Below are 18958 nucleotides of genomic sequence, written 5' to 3' on the forward strand. Positions count from 1 at the left end.
CCGGCTAGAATGAAACCACATGTGTTACCTATGTCCCTAGCCAGGTGTTACCTATGTCCCTGTGCTGAACAGAGTGCCCACCCTACCGAATCAGGCAAACAAACTCGGCCGCGCCAGATCCAACAACAATTTTTTGACCGGCGCCGGCAGCGCGGCGTCACCGATGGACGACAAGGGGACCCAGACGTGCCGCTCCGGCGTCGCGCCGCGCACCGCCAGGCTCACCCTGTGCGGATAGATATGCAGCTTGTAGTGCGTGAACACGTGCACCAGCGGCAGGAGCGCCTGCACCTCCTCGACCGTCCCGAGCCGGGCCAAGGCCGCCGAGAGTGCGCCATCCCCATCGCGGTCTTCGCCGATGCCGACATGGCCGTCGACTTCCGGCAGCGACAGCAAACCGCCCCAGATGCCGCTGCCCGGTCGCTGCTCGAGCAGGACCTGGCCGTCGTGCAGCACCACCAGCAGGTCGGCGCGCTTTTCGGGCGACGTTTTTTTCGGTTTGCGCACCGGCAGCTCGGCCGTGCGGCCGGTGGCGTAGGCCACGCAGCGCGCCTGCAGCGGGCAGCGGCCGCAGTCGGGACGCGAGCGCGTGCACAAGGTGGCGCCGAGGTCCATCAGGCCTTGCGTGTAGGCTTCGATGCCGTCTTCCGGCAGCAGCGCGTCGGCACGCCGCCACAAGGCTTCCTCGATGCGCTTTTCTCCCGGATAGCCCTCGACGCCGAAGACCCGCGCGAACACGCGCTTGACGTTGCCGTCGAGGATGGCGGCGCGGGTGCCGTTCGAGAAGGCGGTGATCGCGGCGGCCGTCGAGCGGCCGATGCCGGGCAGGTCGGCCAGCAGCGCCGGGTCGGCCGGGAACACGCCGCCGTATTCCTGCACCACGCGCCGGGCGCAGGCGTGCAGGTTGCGCGCGCGGGTGTAGTAGCCGAGGCCACTCCAATAGGCCATTACGTCCTCGACCGGCGCGCCGGCCAGGTCCTGCACGGTCGGGAAGCGTTCCAGGAAGCGCGCGTAATAGCCGAGCACCGCGGCCACCTGGGTCTGCTGCAGCATGATTTCCGACAGCCAGACGCGGTAGGCGTCGCGCGTGTTCTGCCAGGGCAGCGTGTGGCGGCCGTGGGCGCGCTGCCAGCCGATGACGGCCTGGGAAAAAGTCGGGTCGGCCAGGTCGTCGAATTCGCTTGGTCCGAATTCCGTCAAGCGCTTCACGCGGCCTCCCGCAGCGCCGGCGCATCCAGGCGCGCCTTGACGGCATCGGCCAGCGCCGCCAGTTGCCGGCGCTGGTGTTCAAGCGCTTCCTGGCTCGCCTCGAAGGCGGCGATCTTCTGCTCCAGGCTGTCGGTCGCGTCGTGGATGCGCTGGATCGAGGCGAGGCGGTGGCGCAGCTGTTCCTTGTGCTGGCGGATCTGGCTCTCGAGCGGCGCCATGATCACTTTCAGCCAGGCTTCGACCTCGGCGTTGGCCGCGCGGAAGCTGCGCCGCACGCTCGACGCGATCGAATCGAAGAAGCGCTCGAGCAGGGTGGCGCGGCTCGTCATCAGGAGCGTCGCGGTGCCGAACTGGCGCGCGTAGAGCGCCTCGATGGCGTCGATCTCGTCGCGGTAGCGCGCCAGCGAAAGGGGAACGGTAGGCGACATCGTCAAGCCGTGTTCGGTGGCGAAACCGCGCATCATCGCCTCCGTCATCGCGCCGATTTCGAGCACCTGGCTGGCGGCGGCATCGAGGCTGGCACGGGCGGCGTCGAAGAAGGCGCGCACCGGCACCCGCATGCCGGTGGCGAAGCGCACGCCCTGCATCGCCACCCGCACGGCGTCGGCCTGGCGCGCCACGGCGTCGGTGCCGAGCGTCGAGTACAGGCTGCTGGACAAGGTGGCGAAGCGCGCGCGCGCATCCTGCAGGCGCAGCAGGCCGGCATCGAAATCCTTCCGCTCGGCTTCGATGCGGCGCATCATGTGCGCCAGCACGGTCTGGTTCTTGCCGCGCAGGCTTTTCAGTTCATGGAGTTGTTCGACCAGGCCGCGCGAACGCGCTCCCAGCGCGGCATGGTGGGCGGTCTCGATTCCCGCCAGGTCCTCGCGCAGCTGGCCGGCGAGGATCGCGCGCTTCTGCGGGATCAGGCCATGCATCAGCGCCGCTTCCAGCGCGCCCAGGCGGCTGCGCTCGAACAGGGCCATGTCGCCCTGGATGCGGCCGACCAGCGCCTTGTGCGCCGACACCGGATACACCTGTCCCGGATCGAGGCCGAGCTGCTGCGCCACGCCATGCTGCTGGCGCGCGATCTCGGCATCGTTCTCGGCGTCCGGGCGCAGGCTGTCCCACATCGCGTCGATCTTGTTGAGCACGACGATGCGTCCCGGGCCGGCCCCGATGTGGGTGCGCCAGACCTCGATGTCGCTGCGCGTGACGCCGGTGTCGGCGCTGAGTACGAACAGCACCGCGTGGGCGTTCGGGATCAGGTTCAGCGTCAGTTCCGGTTCGGTGCCGATCGCGTTCAGGCCGGGCGTGTCGAGGATCACCAGGCCCTGTTTCAGGAGCGGATGGGGCAGGTTGATGATGGCGTGGCGCCACAGCGAAATCTCGACCAGGCCGTCGGGCCCCACCGCATCCTGCAGGGCCGGGTCTTGCGGGTCGTACAGGCCGTAGCGCTGGGCTTCGTCGAGGCTGGCGCGGCGCGTCATGCTGACCTGGCGGAACACCTCCTGCATGCGTTCGGGCGCGTCCAGGTCGAGCGGCAGCACGGTCCAGCTGGCCTGGTCCTCGCGGAAGTCGCTGGTGGACAGGTTCTGGGCCCGGGTCTCGATCGGCAGCAGGCGGATGCAGGGCGCCCAGGCCGGGTCGTACAGCAGCTCGGTCGGGCACATCGTGGTGCGGCCGGCCGAGGAGGGCAGGATGCGCTGGCCATAGTCGGCGAAGAAGATCGCATTGATCAGCTCGGATTTGCCGCGCGAGAATTCGGCGACGAAGGCGATCGACAGACGGTCGTCGCGCAAGCGTGCCGCTGCCTGCGCCGTCCGCTGCTGCGTTGCCGCGTCCGCCAGGTCGAAGCCCGCCAGCGCGGCGCGGTAGTCTTCCAGCCGGGTTCCGATCGCGGCGCGCCAGGCGCCGTATTCTTCGATGTCGTGCATATGTCTGCCTGTTGGAAAACCTACTTACCGCTGGCAGGTCGCGCAATAAAACGTCGACCGCTGCCCCTGCTTGATCTGGCGCACCGGCGCGCCACAGTTGCGGCAGGGCACTCCAGCACGATCATAGACGAAATATGTCTGCTGGAAATATCCTGACTGGCCATTTACGGCAATAAAGTCACGCAGGGTACTGCCGCCTTGCACGATGGCGTCCGCCAGGACGGTGCGGATGGCGGCGGCCAGCTTTTCGTAGCGCGCGCGGCTGATGCGCGAGGCCGGCGTCTTCGGGCTGATCCCGGCGTGGAACAGGCTCTCGCAGGCGTAGATGTTGCCGACCCCGACCACGATGTCGCCGGCCAGCAGCACCTGCTTGATCGGCGCGCTGCGCTTGCGGGTGGCCTTGAACAGCAGCTCGGCCGAGAACGCGTCCTCGAGCGGCTCGACCCCCAGCGCGCGCAGCAGCACGTGCTGGTCGAGGTCGCCGTCGTCGTGCGGGTGCCAGAGCACGGCGCCGAAGCGGCGCGGGTCGTGCAGCCGCAGCACTTGACGCAAGCCCTGGCGCACTCCGGCGTCCGTCACGACCAGGTCGAAGTGATCGTGTTTCTTCGGTTCGACGCCGGGCGGCAGCACGCGCAGGTGGCCCGACATGCCGAGGTGGACGATCAGGGTGCCGGCCGCGAAGCCGATCAGCAGGTATTTGCCGCGTCGCCCGACGTGCAGGATGCGCTGGCCCACCAAGGCCTCGGCAATATGCGCAGGGAAGGGCCAGCGCAGTCCCTCGCGGCGAAACACGACCTGTTCGACCACGCGGCCTTCCAGGTGCGGTGCGACCCCACGCCGGGTCACTTCTACTTCGGGGAGTTCAGGCATGAAGATTTGACAAAATTCTTGTACATTCGTGTTGCGGGGGCCACACGCCTCGGGGCTTGGGCGTAGAATCGAACATCATTCCACACATGGATTTGCCTTGAAAAACGCTTTCGTCATTGTAACTCTCTCCGCCGCGCTGTCGGCGTGTGCTGTGGCGCCACAACCGCAGTCGGCAGGTCAGGCGAAGACGACGCCGGCTGCCCTTGACCCGGCTGCGGCCACGCCCGAGGCCCTCGAGGCGGCGGCACAGGCGGCGGAAAAGGCGAGCGCCGATGCGGAACGTGCGCGCCTGCCGAAAGTCGAACTGACGAGCACCTTGCTGAACCAGCTGCTGCGCGCCGAATTCGCGTTCCGTAATGGCGACTGGCAAGGCCCCTATCTCACCATGCTGAGCCTGGCGCAGCAGACGCGCGACCCGCGCCTGGCACGGCGCGCCGCCGAAATGGCGCTCGCCGCCCGCCAGTCCGAGGACACGCTGGCCGCCGTGCGCAAGTGGCGCGAGCTCGACCCGCAGTCGGAGGAAGCCGACCAGTACTATCTGGGGATGGTGATCCTGTCCGACAATATCTCGGATGCGGAAGCCATCTTCCGCAAGCGCCTCGACGCCGCGCCGGCCAACATGCGCGGCATCATGCTCTACCAGGTCCAGCAACTGCTGGCGCGCGCCAAGGACAAGGAGGCCGCCGGCGCCATGCTCGAGCGGCTGGTGACGCCCTACCGCAACACGGTCGAGGGCCACGTGGTGCTGGCGCAGGCGGCGCTGGGGAAGGGCGACAAGGCCGCGGCCGTGCGCGAGGCGCGCGCCGCGCTGGCGCTGCAGCCGGCTTCCGAGATCGCCGTGCTGACGCTGGCCCAGGCGAGCGAGGACGAAGCGCAGGTGCGCGCCATCCTGACAAATTTCATTGCCGCCCATCCGAACGCGCGCGAGGTCCGCGCGGCGCACGCGCGCATGCTGGTCAACGACAAGCGCTTCGAGGAGGCCCGCGCCGAGTTCATGCTGCTCGACAAGCAGCAGCCGGACAACGTCACCACGCTGTACGCGCTGGGCGTGCTGTCGACCCAGATGAACGACGCGGCCGGGGCGGAGCGCTACTTCACCCGTTTCGTCGAGGTGTTGGGACGCAACCCGAACGACGAGCGCGATCCATCCAGGGCGCTCCTGATCCTGTCGCAGCTGGCCGAGGAGCGCGGCGACCTGAAGGCGGCCGTCGACTGGCTCGACAAGCTGCCCGAGGGCGACGACAAGACCGCCTTCGGCGCCCAGTTGCGCCGTGCCCAGTTGCTCGGCAAGGGGGGCGACGTGCCGGCCGCGCGCCGCCTGCTGGCCTCCCTGAAGCCGGCCGAGCCGGCGGCCCAGGCGCAGGTGGCGGCGACCGAGGCGCAGGTGCTGCGCGACGCCGGCCAGGCCGAGCAGGCATTCAGCCTGATGCAGGCGGCCGCCAAGCGCTTCCCGGCCAATCCCGACCTGCTCTACGACTACGCGCTGCTGGCGGAAAAAAACGGCCGCTTCGAGGTCATGGAAACGACGCTGCGCGAGGTGATGCGCCTGGCGCCCGACAACCACCATGCCTACAATGCCCTCGGCTATTCGCTGGCCGAGCGCAACCTGCGCCTGGACGAGGCGCGCGCCCTGATCGAAAAGGCGCTGGCGATGGCGCCGCAAGACCCCTTCATCATGGACAGCATGGGCTGGGTCGAGTACCGCCTCGGCAACCTCGATGCCGCCGAAGCCCACCTGCGCCGCGCCTACAGCCTGCGCCGCGATCCGGAAATCGCGGTGCACCTGGGCGAAGTGCTGTGGCAGAAGGGCAAGCAGGCCGACGCCCAGAACCTGTGGCGCGAAGCGCACGCCAAGGACCCCGAGAACGACACCCTGCGCAGCACGCTGGCGCGCCTGCGCCTGTCCCTGTGAAATAATGATGAGGAAAGCGCCTGACAAAAGCGCCATGGCCGCGTTGCAGCGCCTCGCCGTACCCGCGTACTGTCTTCGCGGTCCGCCGCTGCGGCGCCGCGCCTTGCCCTAGCGCTTTTGTCAGGCGCTTTAAGGCCGCCGCAGATGCTTGCGCCGCGCTTTCCTTTTCTTTTTCAACTTATTCCCTCATCCATGCCGCGACTCCAATCGATTACCCGCCGTTTGTCCCTGTGCGCGCTGGCCGCCGTGCTGGCCGGCTGCGCCACCACCAATCACCCGCCCGGCGTCAGCGCCGGCGCCTACCGCGACACCATCGAGCTCTCCGGGCGTTTGCAGGTGAAATACCAGAAGGACAACCAGCCCGGTTTTGTCGCCGGCAACTTCGAATGGTCGCAACAGCCGGGCAGCATAGACGTGACGCTGGCCTCGCCCACGGGCCAGACCATGGCCACCATCAAGGTGACGCCGGAGCAGGCGACGCTGACCCAGGCCAACGCGGCGCCGCGCACGGCAAAGGACATCGACACCCTGAGCGCGCAGGCGCTGGGCTGGTCGCTGCCGGTGTCGGGCCTGCGCGACTGGCTGCAGGGTTATGCCACCGATGCCTCCGGCAAGCGCTTCGCCGCCTCGCCCGCCCAGAACGAGGTCTTCACCGCCGACGGCTGGCGCCTGCGCTTCGTCTCCTGGCAGGATGCGCAGGCGGGCACGGCGATGCCGCGCGTGATCCGCGCCGAACGCAGCGCCACCGCCACCACCGAGGAACTGGCGATCGACATCGTGATCAACCCGGCCGCCTGACCATGAGCTCGCTGCACGATTGCCCGGCCCCGGCCAAACTGAACCTGTTCCTGCACGTCGTCGGCCGCCGCGCCGACGGCTACCACCTGCTGCAAAGCGTGTTTCAATTGATCGAGCGCGGCGACCTGCTGCACTTCGACCTGCGCAGCGACGGCCTGATCCGGCGCACCACCGAGGTCCCGGGCGTGCCCGAAGAGAGCGACCTGATCGTGCGGGCACTGGGGCGCCTGGCCGACGCCTATCGCGCGCGCCACGGCCGGGCGGCGCCCGGCATCGACGTTGCGGTAGAAAAAATCCTGCCGATGGGTGGCGGGCTCGGCGGCGGTTCGTCGGACGCCGCCACGGCATTGATGGCAGCGAACTACCTGTGGCAGGCCGGCTTTCTTGATGCCGAGCTGATGGAAATCGGCTTGCCGCTGGGCGCCGACATCCCGTTTTTCATTTATGGACAGACCGCCTTCGTCGAAGGGGTAGGGGAGGCGGTGCAGCCGGTCGAGGGTCCCGATTGCTGGTATGTCGTGGTCGAGCCGGGGGTGTCCGTGCCGACCCCTGCAATTTTTACCGCAGAGGATTTGACGCGCGACACGAAGCCCGTTAGAATAGCGGACTTTCCTGCAGCACATAAGTTAAGTGAGTTCGGGAAAAATGATTTGCAAGCAGTAGCGTCCCGTTTATTCCCGCCGGTAGCACAAGCGGTCGAGTGGCTGGGGCAATACGGCGCAGCGAGGATGACTGGTTCGGGAGCATGCGTGTTTTGCGCGGTGACCGACGAGGCACAAGCGGATCGGGTGTTGGGGCAGGTTCCCGGCAACTGGCGAGCGTGGAAAGCCCGGTCGTTGCAGCGACATCCGCTGAAATCGCTCTTGCAAAACAATGAGTTGTAGAATAAAATTTTGCCTGTCGCAGCGTTTGACGATAAGTAGTTAAATGATGCGGTAAGCTGTAAGTTGCGTAGGGGAATCGCCAAGCTGGTTAAGGCACCGGATTTTGATTCCGGCATACCAAGGTTCGAATCCTTGTTCCCCTGCCATTCGTTTTATCTGGCCTGTCGATGCGAACGCGTCCAGCGGATAAATCAGGCAGTGACCGCTCCCGTGGCCTGTCTTTGAGCGCATAATCAGCCGGTATAGCCGGCTGATTGTTTTTCAAGAATCAACATTCATCATCTCTGGGACTCCCATGGCTTACGAAAACCTGATGGTTTTTACCGGCAACGCTAATCCGGCGCTAGCAGAAGGGGTCGCAAAAAGCCTCGGCATTCCTCTCGGTAAAGCCGTGGTCTCGAAGTTCTCCGACGGCGAAGTCATGGTCGAAATCAACGAGAACGTTCGTGGTAAAGACGTCTTCGTTCTTCAGTCGACCTGTGCTCCGACCAACGACAGCCTGATGGAAATCATGCTGATGGTCGACGCCCTCAAGCGCGCATCGGCCGGTCGCATCACCGCCGCCATCCCTTACTTTGGTTACGCCCGCCAGGACCGCCGTCCGCGTTCGGCGCGCGTCGCCATTTCGGCCAAAGTCGTCGCCAACATGCTGGAAGAAGCCGGCGTCGAGCGCGTCCTGATCATGGACCTGCACGCCGACCAGATCCAGGGCTTCTTCGACATCCCGGTCGACAATATCTATGCCTCGCCGTTGCTGCTGGGCGACCTGCAAAAGCGCAACTACGACGACCTGCTGGTCGTGTCGCCGGACGTCGGCGGCGTGGTGCGCGCCCGTGCCCTGGCCAAGCGCCTCGGCTGCGACCTGGCGATCATCGACAAGCGCCGCCCGAAGGCGAACGTGTCGGAAGTCATGAACATCATCGGCGAAGTCGAAGGCCGCAACTGCGTCATCATGGATGACATGGTCGACACCGCCGGCACGCTGTGCAAGGCCGCCGAAGTCCTGAAAGAGCGCGGCGCCAAGAAAGTCGTTGCCTACTGCACGCACCCGGTCCTGTCGGGTCCGGCAATCGAGCGCATTTCGAATTCGCCGCTCGACGAGCTGGTCGTCACCGACACCATTCCGCTGAGCGAAGCCGGCAAGGCCTGCAGCAAGATCCGCCAGCTGACCTGTGCTCCGCTGCTGGCCGAAACGTTCAAGCGTATCGTGAAGGGCGACTCGGTCATGTCGCTGTTCGTCGACTGAAAAAATCGCTGTTAAAACGCGGCGCGCCCGGCTTTCAGCCCGGCGCGCCGTTGTACTGTCAATAGATTTGGATTTTCTTGAGTGCGCAGTTGGCGCTCAGTCACGTCAGCCCCTGGTCGCGGGGGCCGGCACAACCGGGAGTCGGGCAGGGGTTTCCCTGCATGCGCGCCCAAACTTATGGAGTTTCACATGAAAGTAGTTGCATTCAACCGCACCCTGCAGGGCACCGGAGCGAGCCGCCGCCTGCGCAAGGCTGGCCAGACCCCAGGCATCATCTACGGCGGCACCGCTGCCCCACAACTGATCGCCCTGGACGGCAACGCCCTGTTCCACGCGCTCAAGAAAGAAGCATTCCACGGTTCCGTGCTCGACCTCGAAGTCGAAGGCCAGACCCAGCAAGTCCTGCTGCGCGACTTCCAGATGCACGCATACAAGCAACTGGTCCTGCACGCTGACTTCCAGCGCGTCGATGCATCGCAGCCGATCCACGCCAAGGTGCCTCTGCACTTCGTCAACGCCGAGACCTCGCCAGCCGTCAAGCTGAGCAGCGCAGTCATCTCGCACGTGCTGAACGAACTGGACGTGTCGTGCCTGCCAGGCCAGCTGCCTGAGTTCATCGAAGTCGACCTGGGCAACCTGGAAGCCGGCCAATCGATCCACACCGGCGACCTGAAACTGCCAGCCGGCGTGACCGCCGTCAGCCAGCAGAACCTGACCGTCGTGACCTCGACGATCCCACGCGGCGCCGCTTCGGCTGAAGCCGCTGCTGAGTAAGTAATCGTTCAGCTGCCGCAAGCGCGGTAGCCGAATCGAAAAACCCGTCGTGCGCGAGCCGGCGGGTTTTTTTCTTATTTAAGCGATAATCCTGTTTTTCCTGACGCGACCGCTATGTCCATCCGCCTCATCGTCGGCCTCGGCAACCCTGGCCCAGAATACGAACAAACCCGCCACAATGCCGGCTTCTGGCTGGTCGACAACCTTGCCAACAGCCTGCCCGGCTGCCGCCTGCAGCGCGAATCGCGCTTCAATGCGCTGATGGCCAAGACCTCGATCGCCGGCAACGAAGTCTGGCTGCTCGAGCCGCAGACTTTCATGAACCGCTCCGGCCAGTCGGTCGGCGCGCTGGCGCGCTTTTATAAGATTACTCCCGACCAAGTGCTGGTCGTGCACGACGAGCTCGACCTGCTGCCGGGCGTCGCCAAGCTGAAAAAGGGCGGCTCCTCGGGCGGGCACAACGGCCTGAAGGACATCACCTCGGCCCTCGGCACCCAGGACTACTGGCGCCTGCGCCTGGGCATCGGCCACCCGCGCAGCCTGAACCTGCAGCAGGGCGTGGCCGATTTCGTGCTGCACCGCCCGCGCCGCGAAGAACAAAGCCTGATCGAGGAGTCGATCGACAAGGCGCTGCGCATCATCCCGCTGGTCGTCGAGGGTAAGCTCGATGTGGCGACGATGCAGCTGCATACCGCCTGAGGCCGCGCCCGGGGGCGCTTGCCCGCGGCTTCAGAAGGTTTCCCACTCCTCGTCCTGGCGCGCTTTCGGCTGCTGCACGTAAACCAGCGGCCGTTGGACGGCCGCCCGCTGCGCAGGGCGCGCCACCGCCGCCTTCGCTGCGGCTGGCAGGGCGGGCGCCATTTCCTCGCGTCCCAGCTTGAACACACTGACGAGTTGGACGAGTTCTTGGGACTGGTCCTGCAGCGACTGGGCCGCCGCTGCCGCCTCTTCGACCAGGGCCGCGTTCTGCTGGGTGACCGTGTCCATTTCGCCGATGGCGTGGTTGATCTGCTCGATGCCCTGTTCCTGCTCGGCGCTGGCGGTCGAGATCTCGCCCATGATGTCGTTCACCTGGCGCACGCTGTGGACCACGCGCTCGATCGTCGTTCCCGCTTCGGTGACCAGCTTGCTGCCGATGCCGACCTTCTCGACCGAGTCGCCGATCAGGTCCTTGATTTCCTTGGCGGCGCTGGCCGAGCGGTGTGCCAGGTTACGCACCTCCGTCGCCACGACCGCGAAACCGCGCCCCTGTTCGCCGGCGCGCGCCGCTTCGACCGCTGCATTCAGCGCGAGGATGTTGGTCTGGAATGCAATGCCGTCGATGACACCGATGATGTCGACGATGCGTTTTGACGAGGCATCGATCGAGTTCATCGTGTCGATCACGCGCGCCACCACGGCGCCGCCTTCCAGCGCGACCTCGGTGGCATTGCTGGCCAGCGAATTGGCCATGCGCGCATTCTCCGCATTCTGCTTGACCGTGGTCGTGAGCTCTTCCATCGAAGAGGCGGTCTCTTCGAGCGTGCCGGCCTGCTGTTCCGTGCGCGACGAGAGGTCCAGGTTGCCGCTGGCGATCTCGCTGGAGGCCGTCGCCATCGTTTCCGTGCCGGTCCGGACTTCGCCGACGATCTTGCGCAGGCTGGCGTTCATGTCGCGCAGCGCGCCGAGCAGCTGCCCGGTTTCGTCCGCCGAGTGGACGACGATGGTGCGCGACAGGTCACCCGAGGCCACCGTCTGGGCGACGGCCACCGCTTCGTTCAAGGGACGCGTGATCGACCGCGTGACGAGCCAGGCAACGATGCCGGCCAGGATCAGCGAGGCGATGCCGATGCCGAGCGAGAGCCGATACGCCGCCTCATAGGTGGCCGCTGCGTTCTCCTTCTCTTTATCGTTCAGCGTCGCCTGGAAGGTGGCCAGGGTCGCGATCGACGCATCCCAGCGGGTACTCGCAGGCACGACCCGGTCCACCAGAAAACGCAACGCCGCTTCCATCTGGTTGGCACGGCCATGCTCCATCAGCTTGTCCAGCAAAGGCTGTGTCTCGGCCTGGTTGGCGCGCACGGCGCCCAGCAGCTTCTTGCCTTGTTCCGACTGGATCAGTTTGTCGAGCGTGGCCGCGGCCGCAGTGTAGGCCTGCGATGCCTTGGCGATCGTGGCATCGGCAGCCGCCATCTCGTCCTGGCCGGTCACCATCGTCAGGTCGCGCACGCCGATCGCAATCTGCTTTTGGGAATCGCGCAGCGCTGCGACCGCATCGATCTTGACGTTGTTTTCGTTGACGATCTTGTCCACGGATGCCGCCATGTTCGACAACGCGCCGAGTCCGACAAGGAGCAGTACCAGCATGAGCGCGACCAGTGCGCCAAAGCCGAGGCCGAGACGTTGACCGATTTTGATGTTTTTCATTTTATTGAGAGGTGAAAGTTTTGGAAATCGTAATTGCTCTGCAGCAATCTTGAATTGGGACAACTATACGCCTCAACAGTAAGGAAATCGTTAAATAATCGCTAAAAAACCACAGGTTGATCAAATTATTTGATGAATTTATCGATGGTGTGTGCCTGGAAAGAGCAATCAAACATGGGACGAGGGGCCGGAAGGGGGCCGGGCAGCGCCCGTTTTCGTCGGCCTGCGGCGCAAGCCCGGCCGTCCTGCGATAATTTCGCCCATGAGTGCTCTCACCTTCCACGCCGGGCCGCGCGCGCTGGCCCAGATCCGCGCGCATGGCCTGCGCGCGCAGGACGTTGCCGTGATTCCCGCCGCCGCCGGCGGCCCCAAGGGGCTGATCTTCCAGAAGCTCGACCAGTACCTGTTCGGCGACTGGCTGCCGTCCAGCCCGCGCGAGCGTACCCTGGTCGGTTCCTCGATCGGCGCCTGGCGCATGGCCGCCGCCTGCCAGCGCGACCCGGTGCGCGCGTTCGAGCGATTGGGGGCTTTGTATGCCGGCCAGCGCTATACCAACACCAAACCGAGTCCCGCCCAGATCAACGAGGTGGTGCGCGGCCTGCTGCACGAGTTCGTGACAAGCCATGAAGACGATATCCTGAGCCACCCGCAGCACCGCCTGCACTTGCTGGCCGTGCGCGGCAAGGGCGCGCTGGCGGCACCCACCCACCGCCGCGCCGAGATGCGCGGCTTTGCCGCCGCCGCATTGACCAACTGCGCCTCGCGCGCGCGCCTGGGCCAGCTGCTCGAGCGCGTCGTGCTGGCCGACGGGCGTGCACAGGCCGCCTGGCTGAAGCAGGGCTTCGACGGCTTCGCCACCCACTTCGCTCAGCTGACCCGCACCAACCTCGCCGCCAGCCTGCTCGCCTCGGGTACGCTGCCGCTGATCATGCCGCCCGTTACCAACATCGAGGGCGCGCCGCCGGGTCACTACTGGGACGGCGGCATCATCGATTACCACCTGGCGCTGCCCTACGCCCGCCTGGAGCGGGAAGAGCCGGAGGCGATCGTGTTCTATCCCCACTTCAACGAACACATCGTGCCCGGCTGGCTCGACAAGGCCATGCCCTGGCGCCGCTGCGCGCGCGGCCCGAACCGCGGCTGGCTCGACAATGTGCTGATCGTGGCGCCCTCGAAGGAATTCATCAAAACCCTGCCGCGCGCCAAGCTGCCAGACCGCAGCGATTTCAAGTACTACGGGCTCGACCATGACGCGCGTATCAAGGCCTGGACCCAGGCGATGGGGCAGGGCGCGCGCCTGCGCGACGAGCTGGCCGCGTTTGTCGAGCGGCCCGACCTGTCGCGCCTGCGCGCCATCTAGCGCCGCGCCGGCAGGCGGACGCGCCGGATGCGCCTGTTTTTGCGGCATGGTGGCGCGTCCGCGGTTACAATGTGGGGTTTCGGGCCGCGCTAGCTGGCTCCACCATCATCGAAAGAAAGAATTCCCATGAGTCTCCAATGCGGCATCGTCGGCCTGCCTAACGTCGGCAAGTCCACTCTGTTCAACGCGCTGACCAAGGCCGGCATCCCGGCCGAGAACTACCCGTTCTGCACGATCGAGCCGAACGTCGGCGTGGTCGAGGTGCCGGATCCGCGCATGCAGGCGCTGGCCGACATCGTCAAGCCGGAGCGCGTGGTGCCGGCCATCGTCGAATTCGTCGACATCGCCGGCCTGGTAGCGGGCGCCTCGAAGGGCGAGGGCCTGGGCAACCAGTTCCTGTCGCACATCCGCGAAACCGACGCCATCGTCAACGTGGTGCGCTGCTTCGAGGACGACAACGTGATCCACGTCGCCGGTAAGGTCAGCCCGATCGACGACATCGAAGTGATCCAGACCGAACTGGCCCTGGCCGACCTCGGCGCCGTCGAGAAGGCGATCCACCGCGAAAATAAAAAAGCGCGCTCGGGCGACAAGGACGCGGCCAAGCTGGTGGCGCTGTGCGAGCGCATGCTGCCGCACCTGAACGAAGGCCAGCCGGTGCGCACCATGGGCCTGGACGCCGACGAGATGGCCCTGATCCGCGAACTGCACCTGATCACGGCCAAGCCGGCGATGTACGTCGCCAACGTCTCGGACACCGGTTTCACCGACAACCCGCTGCTGGACCAGCTGACCGAGTTCGCGAAGAAGCAGAACGCCCCGATCGTGGCCATCAGTGCCGCGATCGAGTCCGAAATCGCCGACCTCGACGACGCCGACAAAGCCGCCTTCCTGTCCGACATGGGCATGGAAGAGCCGGGCCTGGACCGCCTGATCCGCGCCGCCTATAGACTGCTCGGCCTGCAGACCTATTTCACCGCCGGCGTCAAGGAAGTACGCGCCTGGACCGTGAAGGTCGGCGCCACCGCCCCGCAGGCAGCCGGCGTGATCCACACCGACTTCGAACGCGGCTTCATTCGCGCCCAGACGATTTCCTACGACGATTACATCACCTACAAGGGTGAGTCCGGCGCCAAGGAAGCGGGCAAGATGCGCGCCGAGGGCAAGGAATATGTGGTCAAGGATGGGGATGTGTTGAACTTCCTGTTCAACGTCTAACCGGCATGCGGTCGGAATCCCGTGGATTCCGATGCGCGACGAAAGCCCCGGGTGCCTTGTGCTGCCGGGGCTTTTTTTCGTCCGCTTACCGCGGCGCCCTGTCATCAACGTGACACAAGCGCCAACTATCCTGCTCTTCCATGGACGCGGCCCCCGCCGCCGGCAATCACGCAACCCTGGAGAGAAACCGCATGACCACGAATCCCGAACTGTCCCGCCGCCGCCTGCTGCGCATGTTGGGTGGCATCCCGATGCTGCCGCTGGCCAGTGTCGCCGGCGCTTCGCTGTTGACCGCCTGCGGCGGCGATAACGACGGCGCTGCCCAGCCGGCGCCGGCACCGGGCAACCCGGTCGCCACCCTCGGCACCGTCAGCTTCAGTTCGATGGCCGCACCGACCCTGGCCAACCCCGCCGCGATGGCGACTACCAGCGTCGGCTCGACCATGACGGTCAACTTCAGCGACACGTCCAAGCTCGATTTCAAGCTGGCGTATCAACCGTTTTTTGTCACCGGCGACATGGTCCCGAACGGCAGCGGCGGCACCCTGCTTGCCGGCGGCTACTACAACATCCGCAACCAGCCGATCATCGATACCACCGTGCCCGGACGCGAGCGCCAGTTCTTCTCGGACGCGCCGGACGGCACCTCGCTGCTCAGCGTGCCGAACGCGAACGTGCCCGGCGTCAAAGGCAAGCCCGTGTTCGCCGTCGTCCAGTTCGAATACGCGACCTATGCCCAGGACGGCAAGACCGGCATGTACGGCCGCCTGCCATCGCCGATCGGCGTGCTGACCCTGGACCAGGACCAGGCCACCGGCAAGCTGACCCTGGTGAAATACCACAACGTCGACACCTCCAGCGTCGAGGGCTTGTGGATCACCTGCGGTGCCAGCCTCTCTCCCTGGGGCACCCACCTGTCGAGCGAGGAGTACGAACCGAACGCGTTTACCGCCGCCACCGACCCGCAATTCATGGCCTTCAGCCGCAACCTGTACGGCAGCGAGACCGCCGCCAATCCCTATAACTACGGCCACATGCCGGAAGTGACCGTCAAGCCGGACGGCACGGCTTCGATCAAGAAGCACTACTGCATGGGCCGCATCTCGCACGAACTGGTGCAGGTAATGCCGGACGAGCGCACCGTGCTGATGGGCGACGATGCCACCAACAGCGGCTATTTCGTGTTCATCGCCGACAAGGCCAAGGACCTGTCGTCCGGCACGCTGTACGTGGCCAAGGTCGGCGCCGGCTTCTCGCTCGACACCCAGGCGGCCGGCGCGCCGCTGACCTGGATCAGGCTCGGTTCGGCCACCAGCGACGAGATCCGCCAGCTCGCCGCCACCCTGAAACCGACCGACATCATGGACGTGCGCAGCAGCGATCCGCAGGACGCCTCGTACAAGAAGGTCGCGTCGAACGGCGCCATCGAATGGATCAAGCTGATGCCGGGCATGGAGAAGGCGGCCGCCTTCCTCGAGACCCACCGCTACGCCGGCCTGGTGGGCGCTTCGATGGGCTTTACCAAGATGGAAGGTACTACCGTCAACGCGCGCGACAAGGTCGCCTATTCGGCGCTGCAGAACTGCCAGAGCGCGATGGTGGCGGGACATGCGCTGAACGTGCCGGAGAGCGGGGTGGCGATCCCGAAGGCGCTCAACGCCGGCGCGGTGATGGCACTCAACCTGCGCGGCGGGCAGAAGGACACGCTCGGGGCGGCGATTGCCAGCGAATGGATGCCGGTCGACCTGAAGGCATTGCTGACCGGAGAAGACATCGCCGCCGACGCCCTCGGCAACACGGCCAATCCGAATCGTATCGGCAATCCCGACAACCTGAAGTTCTCGGAAAAGATGCGCACCCTGTTCATCGGCGAGGACAGCGGCCAGCACGTCAACAACTTCCTGTGGGCGTATAACGTCGACACCCGGGTGCTGTCGCGCGTGATGTCGATTCCGGCCGGCGGCGAATCGACCGGCCTGCATGCGGTCGACGAGCTCAATGGCTGGACCTACATCATGAGCAACTTCCAGCACGCGGGCGACTGGGGCGGCATCCACGGTGCCGTGAAGGGGACGCTCGATCCGCTGGTGCGGGCCAACTACAAGGACAAGTTCGGGGCGGCGGTGGGTTACCTGACGGCGGAATTGAGCCAGATGAAGCTGGCGAAGCTGTAAGGTGCGTGGTCTTTGATGGTGAGACGGCGTGGGCTCTCGAGCCCACGCCGTCTCAACGCTGGCGCCCATGCGTCCCATGCGTCCCGTGCGATACTGTCGGCCCTTGATCCGCAAGCACGCAGCAATGGCCACCATCTCCCAACTCATCCTCTACCCGATCAAATCCTGCGCCGGTCTTGCGCTCGAGGAAGCCGTCGCCACCGTCTCCGGCCTGTCGGCGCACGGCATCCACGACCGCGAATGGATGCTGGTGACGCACGAGGGCCAGTTCCTGACCCAGCGCGAATATCCGCGCATGGCGACCATCGTGCCGCGGGTCGAGGGCGAATCGCTCGTGGTCAGCGCACCCGGCATGCCGGCGCTGCGCCTGCCGCTGGCGCAGCAGCTAGGAGCCACGCTGCGCGTGCAGATCTGGGACGATACGGTCGATGCGATCGATTGCGGCGATGCCGCTGCCGGCTGGTTCGGCCAGGCGCTCGCTACCACCTGCCGGCTGGTGCGCTTCCGGCCCGAACTGGTCCGTCCGACCAGCACCAAATGGACGCATGGCGCGCCGTCGAGCGCGCGCTTTGCCGACGCTTATCCGCTGCTGCTGATCGGACAATCGGCCCTCGACGAGATCAACGGGCGCATGCTGGCCGCCGGCCGCGCGGCGCTGCCGATGGACCGCTTCCGTCCGAACCTGGTCGTCGCCGGCACCGATCCTTTCGAGGAGGATTACACCGAGTCGCTGCGCGCCGGCGCCGTCGTGGTGAAACCCGTCAAACCCTGCGCGCGCTGCCCGATCCCGGCGATCGACCAGGCGACCGGCATTCCCGGCCCCGACCCGCTCGACATCCTGCAATCCTGGCGCACCAAGGCGGTCCTCGATGGCGCCGTCTGCGTCGGCATGAACTGCATCGTGAGCGAAGGCGCCGGCGGGACGCTGCGGGTCGGCCAGGCGCTCGAGGTCGGGCTGTCGTTTTAAGGCAGCGCTTGCGGGCCGCGGCAGCGGAATTCGTATCCAAGGACCGAAGGATCGCGTAATGTAACGGGTATTGCTAAAAGGAATGCTCATGCACGAGCCGGATGCCACACGGCGCGACCTGACTGCCGAAAATGACGCACTGCGCGCGCAGATGGCCTATGTCATGGAACAGGCCAGGCGCAATCACGAGATCATGTGCCGCCACCAGGCCTTCGACCTCGAGATCGTCGGCGCCGCCACTTTTGCGGAACTGGTCGGCACGATCTTCCGGCTGCTGCCCATCATTTCCGAGCTCGACGCCGTCACCCTGTCGCTGGTCGACCCGGATGCCGACATCTATACCGTGATGCACAAGCTCGGCGTCGATTTCGAGGCGCTGCCCGACCTGCTGTTTTGCGAGCACGCCATCGAACTCGGCTTCGCCGATGGCCAGGATGGCCGCCCGCGGCCGCGCCTCGGGCCCTACACGCGCGCCGAGCATCACGCCGCCTTTCCCCATCCCCCAGGCGGGCTGCAAAGCGTGGCGCTGGTGCCGCTGCTGCGCAACAAGCGCCTGATCGGCAGCCTGAACCTGGGCAGCACCGACTTGCAGCGGTTTACGGCAGCCCTGGGCACCGATTTCGTCGAGCACATGGCCTCGATCATCGCCATCTGCCTGGAAAACGTGATCAGCAACGAGATGCTCAAGTACATGGGGCTGACCGACTCGCTGACCGGCGTCTACAACCGGCGCTACATCGACCGCCGCCTGGTCGAGGAAGTGGCGCGCGCCCGGCGCCAGGACTACAGCATCGCCGTCATGTTCATCGACGTCGACCACTTCAAGGCCGTCAACGACCGGGTCGGCCACCAGGCCGGCGACGACGTGCTGCGCGAGGTGGCCGCGCGCATCAAGATGGAGCTGCGTGTCTCGGACGCGCTGGCCCGTTTCGGCGGCGAGGAATTCGTGGTCCTCTTGATCAATGCCGACCTGACGGCGGCCGCCATGGTGGCCGAGCGCATCCGCGCCGGCGTGGCCGGCAGGCCGGTCGACCTGGCCGGCGGGCAGGGGATGAACGTGTCGGTGTCGGTCGGGGTGGCGGCGCTCGGCGGCGAGGCGGGCGAGCTGCCGATCGAGGAGATGGCGCAGCAGCTGGTGGCGCTGGCCGACGCCGCCTTGTACCAGGCAAAGGAAGCGGGGCGGAACCGGGTGGTGAAGGCGGGGTGAAATAATATTTCACGCGC

15 protein-coding genes and 1 tRNA gene are annotated in these 18958 nt (G+C 65.9%); 12 read left to right on the forward strand and 4 right to left on the reverse strand.

Going from position 1 to position 18958, the window contains the following annotated elements; translation table 11 throughout:
* Positions 1-90: 90 nt before the first annotated feature.
* From mutY to mutM, 3 genes are read right to left on the reverse strand one after another with little or no spacing between them, the layout of a single operon-like run.
* A complete protein-coding gene (gene mutY / locus ACFPAH_RS00010) occupies positions 91-1209 on the reverse strand; it encodes an A/G-specific adenine glycosylase (RefSeq protein WP_379738715.1) in 1119 nt (372 codons plus the stop codon).
* On the reverse strand, positions 1206-3125 hold the full coding sequence (locus ACFPAH_RS00015; RefSeq protein WP_379738719.1) for a dynamin family protein: 1920 nt from the start codon (positions 3123-3125) through the stop codon (positions 1206-1208). Before ACFPAH_RS00015 ends, mutY begins: the two co-directional genes overlap by 4 nt.
* A 24-nt stretch (positions 3126-3149) precedes the next feature.
* The gene (mutM, locus tag ACFPAH_RS00020; RefSeq protein ID WP_379738722.1) at positions 3150-3995 is read right to left on the reverse strand and encodes a bifunctional DNA-formamidopyrimidine glycosylase/DNA-(apurinic or apyrimidinic site) lyase; all 846 of its coding nucleotides are present in this window, start codon (positions 3993-3995) and stop codon (positions 3150-3152) included.
* A gap of 151 nt (positions 3996-4146) precedes the next feature.
* Between mutM and ACFPAH_RS00025 the strand changes: the two genes are divergently transcribed.
* The 7 genes from ACFPAH_RS00025 to pth all read left to right on the forward strand — a co-directional run bounded on the left by ACFPAH_RS00025 (position 4147) and on the right by pth (position 10308).
* Positions 4147-5907 (forward strand): tetratricopeptide repeat protein, encoded by a 1761-nt coding sequence (locus tag ACFPAH_RS00025; protein ID WP_379738725.1) that lies wholly within the window; start codon positions 4147-4149, stop codon positions 5905-5907.
* 192 nt (positions 5908-6099) lie between these two features.
* Entirely contained in the window at positions 6100-6705 is a 606-nt protein-coding gene (locus tag ACFPAH_RS00030) for an outer membrane lipoprotein LolB (RefSeq protein ID WP_379738728.1), read from the forward strand.
* Between the two features lie 2 nt (positions 6706-6707).
* Entirely contained in the window at positions 6708-7589 is an 882-nt protein-coding gene (gene ispE, locus ACFPAH_RS00035) for a 4-(cytidine 5'-diphospho)-2-C-methyl-D-erythritol kinase (RefSeq protein ID WP_379738731.1), read from the forward strand.
* Between the two features lie 69 nt (positions 7590-7658).
* A tRNA-Gln gene (locus ACFPAH_RS00040) sits at positions 7659-7735 on the forward strand.
* A 149-nt stretch (positions 7736-7884) separates the two neighbouring features.
* Positions 7885-8835: a ribose-phosphate pyrophosphokinase gene (locus ACFPAH_RS00045; protein WP_379738734.1), complete on the forward strand. Its 951-nt coding sequence runs from the start codon at positions 7885-7887 to the stop codon at positions 8833-8835.
* A gap of 189 nt (positions 8836-9024) precedes the next feature.
* Entirely contained in the window at positions 9025-9609 is a 585-nt protein-coding gene (locus tag ACFPAH_RS00050) for a 50S ribosomal protein L25/general stress protein Ctc (protein WP_379738737.1), read from the forward strand.
* 114 nt (positions 9610-9723) lie between these two features.
* Positions 9724-10308, forward strand: coding sequence for an aminoacyl-tRNA hydrolase (gene pth / locus ACFPAH_RS00055; protein WP_379738740.1), 585 nt, complete (start codon positions 9724-9726; stop codon positions 10306-10308).
* Positions 10309-10338: 30 nt separating this feature from the next.
* Here pth and ACFPAH_RS00060 read toward each other — a convergent pair whose 3' ends face one another.
* The gene (locus ACFPAH_RS00060; protein WP_379738743.1) at positions 10339-12015 is read right to left on the reverse strand and encodes a methyl-accepting chemotaxis protein; all 1677 of its coding nucleotides are present in this window, start codon (positions 12013-12015) and stop codon (positions 10339-10341) included.
* Positions 12016-12277: 262 nt separating this feature from the next.
* Here ACFPAH_RS00060 and ACFPAH_RS00065 point away from each other — a divergent pair, with 262 nt between their 5' ends.
* The 5 genes from ACFPAH_RS00065 to ACFPAH_RS00085 all read left to right on the forward strand — a co-directional run bounded on the left by ACFPAH_RS00065 (position 12278) and on the right by ACFPAH_RS00085 (position 18941).
* Entirely contained in the window at positions 12278-13375 is a 1098-nt protein-coding gene (locus tag ACFPAH_RS00065) for a patatin-like phospholipase family protein (protein ID WP_379738746.1), read from the forward strand.
* Positions 13376-13501: 126 nt separating this feature from the next.
* Entirely contained in the window at positions 13502-14593 is a 1092-nt protein-coding gene (gene ychF, locus ACFPAH_RS00070; protein WP_379738750.1) for a redox-regulated ATPase YchF, read from the forward strand.
* Between the two features lie 191 nt (positions 14594-14784).
* Positions 14785-16767, forward strand: a complete 1983-nt coding sequence (locus tag ACFPAH_RS00075) for a PhoX family protein (RefSeq protein ID WP_379738753.1) — start codon at positions 14785-14787, stop codon at positions 16765-16767.
* A 124-nt stretch (positions 16768-16891) separates the two neighbouring features.
* On the forward strand, positions 16892-17734 hold the full coding sequence (locus ACFPAH_RS00080) for an MOSC domain-containing protein (protein WP_379738755.1): 843 nt from the start codon (positions 16892-16894) through the stop codon (positions 17732-17734).
* Between the two features lie 88 nt (positions 17735-17822).
* Positions 17823-18941 (forward strand): sensor domain-containing diguanylate cyclase, encoded by a 1119-nt coding sequence (locus ACFPAH_RS00085; protein WP_379738758.1) that lies wholly within the window; start codon positions 17823-17825, stop codon positions 18939-18941.
* Positions 18942-18958 lie beyond the last annotated feature (17 nt).

It is taken from the genome of Massilia sp. GCM10023247, from assembly GCF_042653325.1.
GTDB lineage: Bacteria > Pseudomonadota > Gammaproteobacteria > Burkholderiales > Burkholderiaceae_D > Telluria.